Here is a 12,764-nt window from a genome sequence, read left to right on the forward strand (position 1 = left end):
CTTTTGAGGCCTGATCGTGCTGCAATAGCCGGATAATCGGTTTTCGGAGGGGTGATGAACGGGAACGGATCCACCGCCAGGCGACGATCCACCGACGAGTGGGAGACCCTGATCGGCGAGCGCGTGCGAGCCCGCCGACTCGACGAGGGCGTCGACCAGGTCGACCTCGCCCGCGAGGCCGGCGTCTCGACGAGCACCCTGCAGAATCTGGAGAACGGGCGGGGCAGCACCCTGAAGACCCTCGTCCGCGTCCTCCGGGCCCTCGACGCCGCCGACGCGCTCGAGGGGCTGCTCCCGGCGAGCGCGGTGAGCCCGATCGACGTGCTGCGGAGCGCCGGTCGTGAGCCGAGGAGGCGGGTGTACCGACCGCGGACGACCGTCCGCGACGACGGGGCGCCGTCGACGGAGGACCCGTCCCGATGAGCTGGTCGGCGGTGCAGGCGGTGGAGGTCTCGGCGTGGGGGTCGCGGGTCGGCGCGGTCGCCCTCGACGAGGGGCTCGGGGCGTACGTCTTCGAGTACTACCCCGACTGGGCGGCCAGGGGGATCGAGCTGGCTCCTCTGACGATGCCGGTGCGCACGAGGCGTCATGTGTTCCCGCAGCTGCCCGAGGCCACCTTCCATCGGCTCCCGGCCCTGCTGGCCGATGCGATGCCCGACGACTTCGGCAACGCGGTGATCGACGCCTGGCTGGCGAGGCAGGGTGTCCGGCGGGGGGACGTCAGTCCGCTCGACCGGCTGGCCTACATGGCGGACCGGGCCATGGGAGCTCTCGAGTTCCGGCCGTCGCGGGGGCCTCGTCACCGCCGGAGCAGCGCGGTCGAGCTGAGCGCCCTCGTGGAGGGGGCCCGGAGCGTGCTCGACGCGCAGTTCGACTCGGACCGCGAGACGGAGGCGGCGATCCAGTCGCTGATCCAGGTCGGCACCTCGGCGGGAGGCGCTCGGGCGAAGGCGGTCATCGCGTGGGACCGCGAGTCGGGCGAGGTCCGCTCGGGGCAGCTGCCGGCCCCTGAGGGGTTCGAGCACTGGCTGATCAAGCTGGACGGCCTGGGTGCGGACGCGGAGCTCGGGTCGGGCGGGTCGTCGGGGCGCGTGGAGTACGCCTATTCGCTGATGGCGCGGGCGGCGGGGGTCGAGATGGCCGAGTGCCGGCTGCTCGAGGAGAACGGTCGCGCTCATTTCATGACGCGTCGCTTCGACCGCGGGCCGGCGGGCAAGATCCACTCCGTGACCCTGTGCGGGACGGCGCATCTCGACTTCCGTCAGAGGCAGACCCATGAGTACGGTCAGCTCTTCGACACGGTGGAGTCGTTGGGGATGGGCGCGGAGGCGAGGGCGCAGGTGCTCCGACGGATGGTGCTGAACATCCTGGCGGCGAACAACGACGATCACACGAAGAACTCGTCGTTCCTGCTGGCGTCGCCGACGGCGTCGTGGACTCTGGCGCCCGCCTACGACGTCACGTTCGCGCACAATCCGACGGGACGATGGACCTATCAGCATCTGATGGGGGTCGACGGGGTGTTCCGCGACGTCGGGCGGGACGACGTCATGCGACTGGCCGACCGGTACCTCGTCCCCGGCGCGTCGGAGATCGTGGCCGAGGTGAGCGAGGCGGTGGCGGGGTGGCGGGGCTTCGCCGAGGAGGCGGGGCTCGACGACGACGCGGCCCGTCGGATCGAGGATGCGCTGCCCCGCTGGTGAGACGGATGTCGGCGGCCGACCGTACACTCCGTTCGAACACACTTTCGAACGACGAGCGAGGCGGATCACATGAAGATCGACGAGAAGGTGCCGGTCGAGACGACCGCCGACGGGGCGCCGCTCCGGTTCGTGTGGCGAGGCGTCGTCTACGGCGTCGTCAGTCCGCCGGAGCGGTGGATCACCCGTCGCGAATGGTGGCGGTCGGCGGATCGTGCACCGCGCGGCGGGGCGGACGACCTGCTCGAGCTGCCGGTCTGGCGGGTCGACGCCCTGCCGCTCACCGACGGCGTCCATCGGATCGACGGCACATTCGATCTGGCACTCGATCCGGCCAGGGGGTCGTGGCTGCTGCTGGGCGTGTTCGACGACCGGGTCGAGCAGCAGCTGTTCGCCTGACCACCGGTACCGCACGACAGGGCGAGGGAATGAACCACGGGCCGCGGTCGTTCCCGATCTCGGCGGGACGAACGCCGTGGCGGACCACGGGCTCGGTCGTCGCCGCGACCAGGAGGACGACGTGCAGGTGATCCGGTGGCTCTTCGACGCTCAGCTGGTGCTGGGTGATCAGACCATCCTCTGGCGTGAGGTCGTGGGCAACGTCTTCGGTCTGCTCAGCGCCCTCGGCGGCATGCGCCGCAAGGTCTGGGCGTGGCCGGTCGGCATCGTCGGCAACGCGCTGCTGTTCACCGTGTTCCTCGGCGCGGTGTTCGACACGCCGAACCCGGTCAATCTGCTCGGGCAGGCCGGGCGTCAGGTCATGTTCATCGCCGTGTCCGTCTACGGCTGGTACCGCTGGCGACGGAGCGCGACCGGCGCCGGGGCGGCCGTCGAGCCGCGGTGGGCCGGTCGACGCAACCGGGTCCTGCTGGTGGTGGCCCTGCTCGGCGGCACCGCCGTCCTCACCCCGATCTTCAGCGCACTCGGTTCGTACGAGCCGGTGTGGGCCGACGCCTGGATCTTCATGGGGTCGCTGCTGGCCACGTACGGCATGGCGAAGGGCTGGGTCGAGTTCTGGCTCATCTGGGTCGCCGTGGACCTCGTGGGCACTCCCCTGCTCTTCAGCGCCGGCTACTACGCCTCGGCGTTCATGTACGTCTTCTACGGGGCGTTCACCCTCATGGGCTTCGTGGTCTGGGCGCGGACCAGGCGACGGAAGCCGCTCGTCGAGACCCGGTGGCCCGACCCCACCCTGCAGCACCGTCACTGACCCGGCTGCTTGGATGGCCGCATGCCCCTGCCCATCGAGAACTACGCCCTGATCGGTGATCTGCACACCGGATGCCTCGTCGGCACCGACGGCAGCATCGACTGGCTGTGCCTGCCGCGCTTCGACTCCGCCTCGACGTTCGGGGCGCTCCTCGGCGACCACGACGCCGGCCGGTGGCTGATCGCCCCCTCCGACGCCGCGGCGACCGCCACCCGGAGCTACCTCGACGACACCTTCGTGCTCGTCACCCGCTGGCGGACGCCGACCGGCGTCGTCGAGGTGACGGACCTCATGCCCTTCGGCGACCGACGGGCCGACGTCGTCCGTCGGGTCACCGGCATCTCCGGGACGGTGCCCATGCGGGTCGATCTCGCCATCCGCTTCGGGTACGGCAGCGCCATGCCCTGGGTCAGACAGGTCGTCGAGGCGGACGGCACCGCCCTGGTCGCGACGGCCGGGCCCGACGCGGTCGTCGTCCGCGGTCCGCGGCTGACCGCCACCGACCACACCCACGAGGCCGGGTTCGACGTCTCCGCCGGCGACGTCGTCGATCTCACCCTCACGTGGTACCCCTCGCACCGCACGCCGCCCACGCCGATCGACGTGGACGCCCGGATCGCCGAGACCACCGCCTGGTGGCGTGACTGGGCCGCGCGCTGCACCGCTCCTCCCGCCTACGAGCGCGAGGTGCGACGATCGCTGCTCATCCTCCGCGCGCTGACGAACGAGGACACCGGCGGGATCGTCGCCGCGGCCACGACGAGTCTGCCCGAGCAGTTCGGCGGGTCGCGCAACTGGGACTACCGCTACGTGTGGCTCCGCGACGCCTCGATGACCCTCCAGGCGCTCATCCTGCACGGCTACGCGGAGGAGGCGGAACGATGGCGTGGCTGGCTGCTGCGGGCGATCGCCGGAGACCCCGCCGACGTCCAGATCATGTACGGCCTGGCGGGCGAGCGGTACCTCCACGAGAGCGAGATCGACGGCCTCCCCGGCTACGGAGGCGCCTCCCCCGTCCGGGTGGGCAACGGCGCCTACCGGCAGTACCAGGGCGACATCTTCGGAGAGGTGATGATCGCACTCCACGAGGCGCGCCTCCTCGGGGTCGACGAGAACGAGTACTCGTGGCCTCTGCAGCGGGCCCTCCTGCAGTACGTCGACGACAACCGGTCACGACCCGACAGCGGCATCTGGGAGATCCGCGGCGAGGTGCGGCACTTCACCCATTCGCGGGTGATGATCTGGGCCGCCCTCGACCGCGGCATCAAGGGCGTCGAGCAGTTCGGCCTGGACGGCCCCGTTGACCGATGGCGAGCGCTCCGCGACGAGGTGAGGGCCGACATCGAGGATCACGGCTGGAACGCCGAGCTCGGCACGTTCACCCAGCACTACGACACCACCGAGGTCGACGCGTCGCTGCTGCAGCTCGCGCAGGTGGGCTTCGTCGAAGCCGACGACCCCCGCATGCTGGGCACCGTCGCCGCGATCGAGCGCGACCTCCTGCACGACGGCCTGCTGCTGCGCTACCGGACGGAGAGCGGCGTCGACGGGCTGGAGGGCACCGAGAACCCGTTCCTCACCTGCTCGTTCTGGCTCGTCGAGCAGTACGCGGCCTCGGGTCGCCTGGACGACGCGGTCGTCCTCATGGACCGCCTGGTCGGCTACTGCAACGACGTGGGCATGCTCTCGGAGGAGATCGAGGTGGCGACCGGTCGCCACGTCGGGAACACCCCTCAGGCGCTGTCGCACCTGGCGCTCGTGCGGGCGGCGGACGCGATCGCGCTCGCCCGGTCGACCCGCGCCTCCTAGGGGACGCCCTCGACGACCACGGCCGCCCTGCTCACGGGGAGCGGGGCGGCCGACGGAGGACGACGCGGACGGATCAGGCGGGCCAGTCCGACGGACCGGTCGAGCCGGCCGCGTAGGTGTCGAGCGGGACCTGCCCGGCCTTCCAGGCGTCGATCACGGGAGCGACGATGGCCCAGCAGCGCTCGGCGACGTCACCGCGGATCGACAGCGTCGGGTCGTCGTGGAAAATGCCGCTGAGGACCTCGCCGTAGGGCGTGAGCTCGGGCTTGCCGAGCGTGACCGACATGGTCGACTTCTCGAGGTCGAAGGGGTTGCCGGAGCCGTTGGTCGTGACGCCGAGCTCCATCGTCTCGGGGCTGATCTCGATGCGCAGCGTGTCGGGCGTCGACGAACCGTTGAGGCCCTCGGGCAGCGCCGGGACGGGCTTGAACGTGATGAGGACCTCCTTGCGGATCTTGGTCATGCCCTTGCCCGAGCGGAGGATGAACGGGACCCCGGCCCAGCGGCGCGTCTTGACCTCGAACTCGACCTCGGCGAGGGTCTCGGTCTGACGCTCGACGTCGACGCCGTCCTCGTCGGCGTACGACGGGACGTCCTTGCCGTCGATGGTGCCGGCCGTGTACTGCGCCCGACGGCTCGACGCGACGGGGTCCGCGTCTCGGACCCAGGTGGCGCGGAGGACGCGGGCGATCTCGCTGCGGAGCTCGACCGAGTCGATCGACGACGGGGCGTCCATCGCGATGACCGCGAGCACCTGCAGCAGGTGGCTCTGGATCATGTCGATCAGGGCGCCGGCCTTGTCGTAGTACTGGGCGCGACCCTCGAGACCGAGGACCTCGTCGTAGAAGATCTCGACCTTCTCGATGTTCTCGCTGTTCCAGACCGGCTCGAAGAGGCGGTTCGCGAACCGCAGGCCGATCATGTTGAGCACCGTGGCCCGACCGAGGAAGTGATCGGTGCGGTGGATGCGCTCCTCCGGGACGATCTTGAGCAGCTCGGCGTTGAGCTCGCGGGCGCTCTCCTCGTCGGAGCCGAAGGGCTTCTCGAGGGCGAGGCGGAGACCGTCGGGCAGGTCGATCTCGGCGAGCGCCTGGATCACGCGGGTGCTGATCGCCGGCGGAAGGGCGAAGTACATCACGGGGGTGCCCTCGCTGGCCTCGAACAGGGCCTTCAGGTGCTCGACCGTGGTGGGGTCGCCCTGGATGTAGCGGCTCGACGCGAGGGTCTTCTTGGCGAGGTCGCTGCCGGCGTCGCCGTTGAACGCCGTCTTGACGACGTCGTCCCATTCTTCGGGGCTCCGCTCGCTGCGGCCGGTGCCGATCAGCTGCACGTCGACTCCGCGGTCGCTCTTCAGCAGGCTGGCGAGGCCGGGGAGCAGCAGACGCTCGGTGAGGTCTCCGCTGGCTCCGAGGATGATGAGGGTGGTGGTGTCTGTCACTGTGCGGCTTTCATGGATGAGGGCGGCGAACGGGTCGTCGCTTGTCGATCTGGCGGCGGGTGGGGATGCTCGGGCCACGGGTGTCAACGCACAGGGCGGACGGGCATTCCCGTCGACCGCCCCGGCCGGTCGTGGCTCGGGTCGCGTCTCGGCGTCGGTGCCCGGTCAACCGTACTGCTCTTGGGCGACGGGCGTCGCACCCCGTCAGTCGGCGTCGCGTCGGACGGTGTCGCGGGGCGCGTCGTCGTCGCCCGCCGCCCTGGCCGCGGCGTCGCCGTCAGCGGTGTCATCGACGTCGGCGGTGTCGTCGACGTCGGGTGCCTCGTCTCCGTCGGCGTCCTCGGATCCTGTGCGCGCCTCCTCGGCGTCCTCGGATCCCGTGCGCGCCTCCTCGGCGTCGGTGTCGCCACCCGCCGTGCTCACGTCCGGCTCGGCGGGCCGAGGGGCGGTGCCGTCGTCGGGGTCGAGGGCGGCGACGATGCGGCCGAGCGAGACGGCGATCGAGACCCCGCCGCTGGTGTCGGTGGTGGGGCGGTCGCGGTGGGCGTCGATCGCCTCCCAGAGGTCGGCGATGCGACGACGGGCCTCGACGAACACGTCGGCGTCGGAGTCGTGACGCCTGATCACCTCGGCGACGCCGTGGAGGGTGTGCGCCACGGCCGGGGCGAGCGAGTCGGGCATGCCGATCTGGCGGCCGATGCGTCGGCCGAGGACCCCCGAGACCTCGGCGATGTCCTGCAGATGGAACGAGACCCGCTCGAACGCGGCCAGTTCGGCGTACTCGCGGCCGAGATCGCGTCGACGCAGCAGCCACCGGGGGTTCATCCTCCGCGACTCGTCGGCGTACTGCACCGACGATCGGACGCTGTGGAGGGTGGCGGGGAGCTCGCCGACGCGGTCCTCCCAGTCATCGTCCTCGAGGGGCCAGGGCGTCTCGAAGACCCCGGCGATCTCGTCGGCTCGATCGGCGAGCGCCTGCCGGACCCTACGGAGCCGCGTGTCCGCACGCGAGGTGTTCAGCGGCGGCACGATCACGAAGTTGACGACGACGCCCACGACGACGCCGACGCCGAGCTGGACGATGTAGCCGATGCCGTACGACTCGGTGTCGGATCCTCCGAGCAGCAGCACGAACAGGCCGGCGGTGAGCACCCAGTCGCGACCGGCGCCGAGCCAGCGGATGCCGGCGAGCACGACGCCGACGCCGACCAGCGCGGCGACGGCGAGGACGCCGGGTGGCCCCTCCTGCAGGGCGAAGACCGCCGTGGCGAGGGCGATGCCGACGACGACGCCCAGCAGCACCTGGATGCCCTGTCGCAGCGAGGCCCGCAGCGTCGGGTACATGGCGATGACCGCGCCGAGGGGCGCGTAGTACGGGTAGTCGGCCGCCGTCCCGGGGATCTGCGGGGCGATCCAGTAGGCCAGGCCCGCGGCGAGCGCCGTCTTCACGGCGAGCAGGAGGCGCGGCTGGGCGAGCAGCACGCGCGTCCAGTGCCCGACGGTGCGGGCGTCCCGGCGGAGGGTCGATGGGCGGTCGGTCATCCTCCGATGATGTCAGTCGGGCGGCGACCCCGACTGGTCGCATCAGCACGTACACTGATCGAACATCTGTTCGAACCGACCCGGCCGGGGGGTCTGAGCACGAGGCACGAGTCATGCGTTTCACCCATCTGCGCGTCGCGTCGGCGTTCAGCGCCCACTACGGCACGGCCCATCCGAAGACCCTCGTCGACGCCGTCGCCGAACGCGGGGCCGACGCGGCCGCCATCACCGACCGCGACGGCCTCTACGGGGCGATCCGGCACATCGGGGCGTGCCGGGCGGCGGGCGTCGACCCCATCGTCGGCGTCGAGCTCGGGTGCCGCGACGACCGGCCGGGCGCCGCCCCGGAGGGCTCGACGGTCGAGCGGATCGTCGTGCTCGCTCACGGGGCGGTCGACGGCGGACCGGCGGGGGCGGGGTGGGCGGCCCTCTGCCGCCTGATCAGCGCCGCGCACGGGCGGGCGACGAAGAAGGCGAGCGGCAGCGCGAACAGCGTGGCGACGATCGGCCGGTCGAGGGTCAGGGCTTTCGTCCAAGGAGACTCCGGGCCGGCGGCGACGGTGCTGCTCGGCCCCGACTCCGACGTGGGCAGACTGGTGCAGGCGGGTCGGCACACGGAGGCGGCGGCGGCGTTGACGGACTGGGCGGCGATGCTGCCCGGAGGGGTCGTGGTCGAGGTCGTCTGCCATCTGACCGAGCCGGGCGAGAGCCGCAGCATCCGACACGCCGCCCGCATGCTCGAGCTGGCCGATCATGTCGGGGTGCCGGCCGTGCTGACCAACGCCGTGCGGTATCTCGACTCCGACGAGGCGGTCACCGCCGACGTCCTCGACTCGGCCGGTCATCTCGCCGCTCTCGGCAGCTTCCGTCCGCAGCCGAACGCTCAGGCGCACCTGAAGGGGGCCGGCGAGATGCGCGGCATCGCGCAGATGGTGACCGACGCCTCCTCCCTGCCCCGCAGCGCCGCCGACGAGATGCTGTCGGCGACCGAGAGGCTGGCCGACCGGTGCCGGCTCGATCCGGCCGCCGATCTCGGCTGGGGTCGCCCGAAGGTCCCCGAGCCGAGCGCCGTGGGCGTCGACGGCGACCCCGATCAGGTGCTGTTCCGTCGGGCCGAGGCCGGTGTCACCGAGCGGTTCGGCGATGCGGGGCGCGAACTGCGCGAGAAGGTCGAGGAGCGCATGCGCTACGAGCTCGGCATCATCACCGGGTTCGGGTTCGCCGGGTACTTCCTGACCGTGGCCGACGTGTCGAGGCTCATGCGCGAGATGAGGGTCCGGAACGCCGCTCGCGGCTCGGGGGCCGGCAGCCTCGTCACCTATCTGCTGCGGATCTCCAACGTCGATCCGATCGAGCACGATCTGCTGTTCGAGAGGTTCCTCGGCAACAAGAGGGAGACCCTGCCCGACATCGACATCGACGTGGAGTCGGCGAGGAGGCACGAGGTCTACCGGGCGATCTTCGACCGCTACGGCAGCAACCGCGTGACGCTGATGTCGATGCAGTCGACCTACCGAGGCAGGGGCGCGGTGCGCGACGCCGGTCTGGCCCTCGGTCTCGACGACGAGCAGATCGATCTCGTCGCCAAGAACGTCTGGCGCTCGAACGCCCGAGACCTGCGCACGGCCCTGGCCGAGAAGCCCGAGCTGCGCGAGATCGCCGAGCTGGCGCGCAGCGACCGGCAGATCGACCTGCTCGTCGATCTCAGCGAGCGGCTCGACCGACTGCCTCGGCACATCTCGATGCACCCGTGCGGGGTGATCCTCGGCGACTCCGACCTGCTCAGCATGACCCCCGTCCAGCCGAGCGGAATCGGTCTGCCGATGAGCCAGTTCGACAAGCACGACATGAACGACGCCGGGCTGCTGAAGCTCGACGTGCTGGGTGTCCGCATGCAGAGCTCGCTGGCGTACGCCCTCGACGAGATCGAGCGGGTCAACGGCTCGAGGGCCGCTGTGGCGGGGGCGCTGCCCGTCGACGCCCGGTACGTCGACCGCCAGGGGCGCATCGAGCTCGACGAGATCCCCCATGACGACGAGCCGACGTTCGCCTCCATCCGCACCACGCACACCCTCGGCATGTTCCAGATCGAGAGCCCGGGGCAACGCGAGCTGATCGGCAAGATGCAGCCCGACCGCTACTCCGATCTCATCGCCGACATCTCGCTGTTCCGTCCCGGCCCGATGAAGGGCAACATGATCGCCCCGTTCCTCGACACGAAGCACGGGTTCCAGCACCCCGACTACGTGCACCCGAGCTTCGCGTCGTTCCTCGACGACAGCTACGGCGTCGTGATCTACCACGAGCACGTCCTGCGGATCCTCGAGGCCACGATGCAGGTCAGCCTCGCCGAGGCCGACGAGATCCGACGGCACATGGGCAAGGGCGACGACGACGCCCTCGAGTCGACGTTCCGGGCACGCACCCGGGCCAACGTCGACCCCGAGACCGGGCGTCGTCGATACACCGATGCCGACATCGACCGCGTCTGGGCCGTGCTGAAGGGGTTCGGCTCGTTCGGGTTCTGCAAGGCGCACGGTGCGGCGTTCGCTCTGCCCACCTATCAGAGCGCCTGGTTGAAGACGCACTACCCGGCCGAGTTCCTCGCCGGCGTCCTCACCCACGACCCGGGGATGTACCCGAAGAGGCTGCTGCTGACCGAGGCGCGGCGGATGGGCATCCCGGTGCTGCCGCTCGACGTCAACGCCTCGACCGACGTCTACCAGGTCGAGCGGCTGCGCCCTCCGGCCACCCCGATCGCCCCGACCCGCACGGGCGACCTGGGCATCCGTCTGTCGCTCGCCGACGTGCACGGCATCAGCGACGCCGAGCTCGCCCGGGTCGTCGTCGGCCGCCCGTACGAGTCCATCACCGACTTCTGGCAGCGGGCGACGCCGTCGAGATCCCTGTTCGAGCGACTCGCGCAGGTCGGGGCCCTCGACTCGCTCGCCGGACCCGACCGGACCCGCGGCGACGTGCTGGCCCGGGTGCGGGCGCTGACCGGCCGGGCGACGCGGCCACGGGCGGTGGACGTCGAGAACCAGCTCGACTTCGCCATCGACGACTCCGACACCGTGCCCACCGGCACCCCCGACGTCGGCATCCGAGACCGCGTGAGCGCCGAGCTCGACATCCTCTCGATGGAGGTCAGCGAGCACGTCATCGAGAGCTACCGGCCCATGCTCGACGATCTCGGGGTGGTCCGGGCCGCCGACCTGCGCGACCACTGGAACGGCACCACGGTGCTCGTGGCGGGCATCCGCATCGCCACCCAGACCCCGCCGATGCGCAGCGGTCGGCGCGTCGTCTTCATCAGCCTCGACGACGGCAGCGGCGTCTCCGACTCGACGTTCTTCGACGAGGCCCAGCAGCGTGCGGGGTCGCTGCTCTTCGGCACCCGGCTCATGGTGATCAAGGGCCGCACGCGTCGCACCGGCGAGCGCGGCATCTCGCTCGAGGCCGACGACGCCTGGGATCTCAAGACGATGTGGCGGGAGTGGAGCGCCACCCGCGCCTCCTCGGGGGTCGGCGTCGGCATCGGCTCGGACGACGCCGGAGCCTGACCCGCGCCCACCCCGCGTCGGCAACTCCTCCTCCCTGCCGCGCACACGCCCCCGACGACCGCAAGTCGCCACCCGCCGCGACACGGGACAGGACTTGCCGACCGCGCGTGCGTAGGGTGGCGGCATGAGCGAGCAGCACGCGAACGGCACCTACGTCGAGCCCGGCCAGGAGTACACCCGCGACACCAACTACATCGAAGACCGGATCACCCGCGACGCCGGCGACGGCTGGCCGGTCGAATCCGGCCGGTACCGGCTCGTCGCCGCCCGCGCCTGCCCCTGGGCGAACCGCAGCGTCATCTCGCGCCGCCTGCTCGGTCTCGAGGACGCGATCTCCCTCGGGCTGCCCGGCCCCACGCACGACGCCCGCAGCTGGACCTTCGACCTCGACCCCGACGGCCGTGACCCCGTGCTCGGCATCGAGCGGCTCCAGGAGGCGTTCTTCAAGCGCACGCCCGACTACCCGCGGGGGATCACCGTGCCCGCGATCGTCGATGTGCCGAGCGGCAAGGTCGTCACGAACGACTTCCCGCAGATCACCCTGGACCTCGCCACCGAGTGGACTGAGTTCCATCGCGACGGCGCGCCCGACCTCTACCCCGAGCACCTCCGGGCCGAGATCGACGAGGTCAACGCCGTCGTCTTCCGAGACGTCAACAACGGCGTCTACCGCGCGGGGTTCGCCGGCTCGCAGAAGAGCTACGAGCGGGCCTACCGGACCCTCTTCGAGCGCCTCGACTGGTTGTCCGGACGACTGACCGATCAGCGGTTCCTCGTGGGCGACACGATCACCGAGGCCGACATCCGGCTCTTCACCACGCTGGCCCGCTTCGACGCCGTCTACCACGGCCACTTCAAGTGCAACCGGAACAAGCTCACCGAGATGCCGGTGCTCTGGGCCTACGCCCGCGACCTCTTCCAGACCCCCGGCTTCGGCGACACGATCGACTTCGACCAGATCAAGAAGCACTACTACGTCGTCCACAGCGACATCAATCCGACCGGCATCGTGCCCGCCGGACCCGACCCGTCGGGCTGGCTGACCGAGCACGGCCGCGAGCGACTCGGCGGACGGCCCTTCGGCGACGGCACTCCCCCGGCTCCTCCCCGCGCCGGCGAAGAGGTGCCCCCGCTCGTCGCCCCGTGATCGGGCCGGTCGCCCGCCTCGAGCGGATCCGCGACGACGCCCTGTCGCTGGCCGACCGCCTGCGACGCGACATGGAGGCGGTGTCCGAGGCCCGCGAGTCGGCCAACGTCGACGACGAGCACGATCCCGAGGGGTCGACCATCGCCTACGAACGGTCGCAGCTCGACGCCATCCGGCTCTCGGCGCTGGAACGGGCCGATGACGCCCGTGCCGCTCTCGAACGAATCGAGTCCGGCACCTTCGGCCGGTGCGAGCGCTGCTCCGCCCGCATCGGCGAGGCGCGGCTCGAGGCCCGGCCCACCGCGAGGCTCTGCATCGACTGCGCGCGGTGACCCGCCCCTCCTACGCCGCGACG

General features: G+C 71.1%; 10 protein-coding genes. 8 read left to right on the top strand and 2 right to left on the bottom strand.

Annotated features, from left to right (window positions below; translation table 11 throughout):
* Positions 1–54 precede the first annotated feature (54 nt).
* The 5 genes from ASF89_RS08960 to ASF89_RS08980 all read left to right on the top strand — a co-directional run bounded on the left by ASF89_RS08960 (position 55) and on the right by ASF89_RS08980 (position 4,719).
* Positions 55–423 carry a helix-turn-helix transcriptional regulator gene (locus tag ASF89_RS08960; protein WP_156357328.1) on the top strand — a complete coding sequence of 123 codons (369 nt, stop codon included), beginning with the start codon at positions 55–57 and terminating at the stop codon, positions 421–423.
* Positions 420–1,703, top strand: a complete 1,284-nt coding sequence (locus ASF89_RS08965) for a type II toxin-antitoxin system HipA family toxin (protein WP_055796913.1) — start codon at positions 420–422, stop codon at positions 1,701–1,703. Before ASF89_RS08960 ends, ASF89_RS08965 begins: the two co-directional genes overlap by 4 nt.
* A 69-nt stretch (positions 1,704–1,772) precedes the next feature.
* Positions 1,773–2,099 carry a DUF6504 family protein gene (locus ASF89_RS08970; RefSeq protein ID WP_055796910.1) on the top strand — a complete coding sequence of 109 codons (327 nt, stop codon included), beginning with the start codon at positions 1,773–1,775 and terminating at the stop codon, positions 2,097–2,099.
* Positions 2,100–2,220: 121 nt separating this feature from the next.
* Positions 2,221–2,910: a nicotinamide riboside transporter PnuC gene (pnuC, locus tag ASF89_RS08975; RefSeq protein ID WP_055798370.1), complete on the top strand. Its 690-nt coding sequence runs from the start codon at positions 2,221–2,223 to the stop codon at positions 2,908–2,910.
* Positions 2,911–2,931: 21 nt separating this feature from the next.
* Complete coding sequence (locus ASF89_RS08980; protein ID WP_055813956.1) at positions 2,932–4,719, top strand: glycoside hydrolase family 15 protein; 1,788 nt, start codon at positions 2,932–2,934, stop codon at positions 4,717–4,719.
* A gap of 73 nt (positions 4,720–4,792) precedes the next feature.
* Here the strand turns inward: ASF89_RS08980 and ASF89_RS08985 are convergent, their stop codons facing one another.
* Both ASF89_RS08985 and ASF89_RS08990 read right to left on the bottom strand, forming a co-directional pair.
* On the bottom strand, positions 4,793–6,157 hold the full coding sequence (locus ASF89_RS08985; protein ID WP_055813958.1) for a glucose-6-phosphate dehydrogenase: 1,365 nt from the start codon (positions 6,155–6,157) through the stop codon (positions 4,793–4,795).
* 204 nt (positions 6,158–6,361) lie between these two features.
* Complete coding sequence (locus ASF89_RS08990; protein WP_055813961.1) at positions 6,362–7,699, bottom strand: aromatic acid exporter family protein; 1,338 nt, start codon at positions 7,697–7,699, stop codon at positions 6,362–6,364.
* A 113-nt stretch (positions 7,700–7,812) separates the two neighbouring features.
* On the opposite strand from ASF89_RS08990, the gene ASF89_RS08995 reads away from it, so the two are divergent.
* The 3 genes from ASF89_RS08995 (at position 7,813) to ASF89_RS09005 (ending at position 12,741) form a co-directional block, all read left to right on the top strand.
* A complete protein-coding gene (locus ASF89_RS08995) occupies positions 7,813–11,262 on the top strand; it encodes a DNA polymerase III subunit alpha (RefSeq protein ID WP_055813964.1) in 3,450 nt (1,149 codons plus the stop codon).
* 124 nt (positions 11,263–11,386) lie between these two features.
* Entirely contained in the window at positions 11,387–12,409 is a 1,023-nt protein-coding gene (locus tag ASF89_RS09000; protein WP_055813967.1) for a glutathione S-transferase family protein, read from the top strand.
* The gene (locus ASF89_RS09005; protein ID WP_055796890.1) at positions 12,406–12,741 is read left to right on the top strand and encodes a TraR/DksA family transcriptional regulator; all 336 of its coding nucleotides are present in this window, start codon (positions 12,406–12,408) and stop codon (positions 12,739–12,741) included. Before ASF89_RS09000 ends, ASF89_RS09005 begins: the two co-directional genes overlap by 4 nt.
* The last annotated feature ends 23 nt before the right edge of the window (positions 12,742–12,764 follow it).

It is taken from the genome of Frigoribacterium sp. Leaf172 (assembly GCF_001424285.1).
Taxonomy (GTDB): Bacteria; Actinomycetota; Actinomycetes; order Actinomycetales; family Microbacteriaceae; genus Frigoribacterium.

What these genes read in the sequence shown, in the direction of transcription:
- ASF89_RS08960 (WP_156357328.1), top strand. Translation starts at nt 55, where the DNA reads ATGAACGGGAACGGATCCACCGCCAGGCGACGATCCACCGACGAGTGG.
- ASF89_RS08965 (WP_055796913.1), top strand. Translation starts at nt 420, where the DNA reads ATGAGCTGGTCGGCGGTGCAGGCGGTGGAGGTCTCGGCGTGGGGGTCG.
- ASF89_RS08970 (WP_055796910.1), top strand. Translation starts at nt 1,773, where the DNA reads ATGAAGATCGACGAGAAGGTGCCGGTCGAGACGACCGCCGACGGGGCG.
- ASF89_RS08980 (WP_055813956.1), top strand. Translation starts at nt 2,932, where the DNA reads ATGCCCCTGCCCATCGAGAACTACGCCCTGATCGGTGATCTGCACACC.
- ASF89_RS08990 (WP_055813961.1), bottom strand. Translation starts at nt 7,699, where the DNA reads ATGACCGACCGCCCATCGACCCTCCGCCGGGACGCCCGCACCGTCGGG.
- ASF89_RS08995 (WP_055813964.1), top strand. Translation starts at nt 7,813, where the DNA reads ATGCGTTTCACCCATCTGCGCGTCGCGTCGGCGTTCAGCGCCCACTAC.
- ASF89_RS09000 (WP_055813967.1), top strand. Translation starts at nt 11,387, where the DNA reads ATGAGCGAGCAGCACGCGAACGGCACCTACGTCGAGCCCGGCCAGGAG.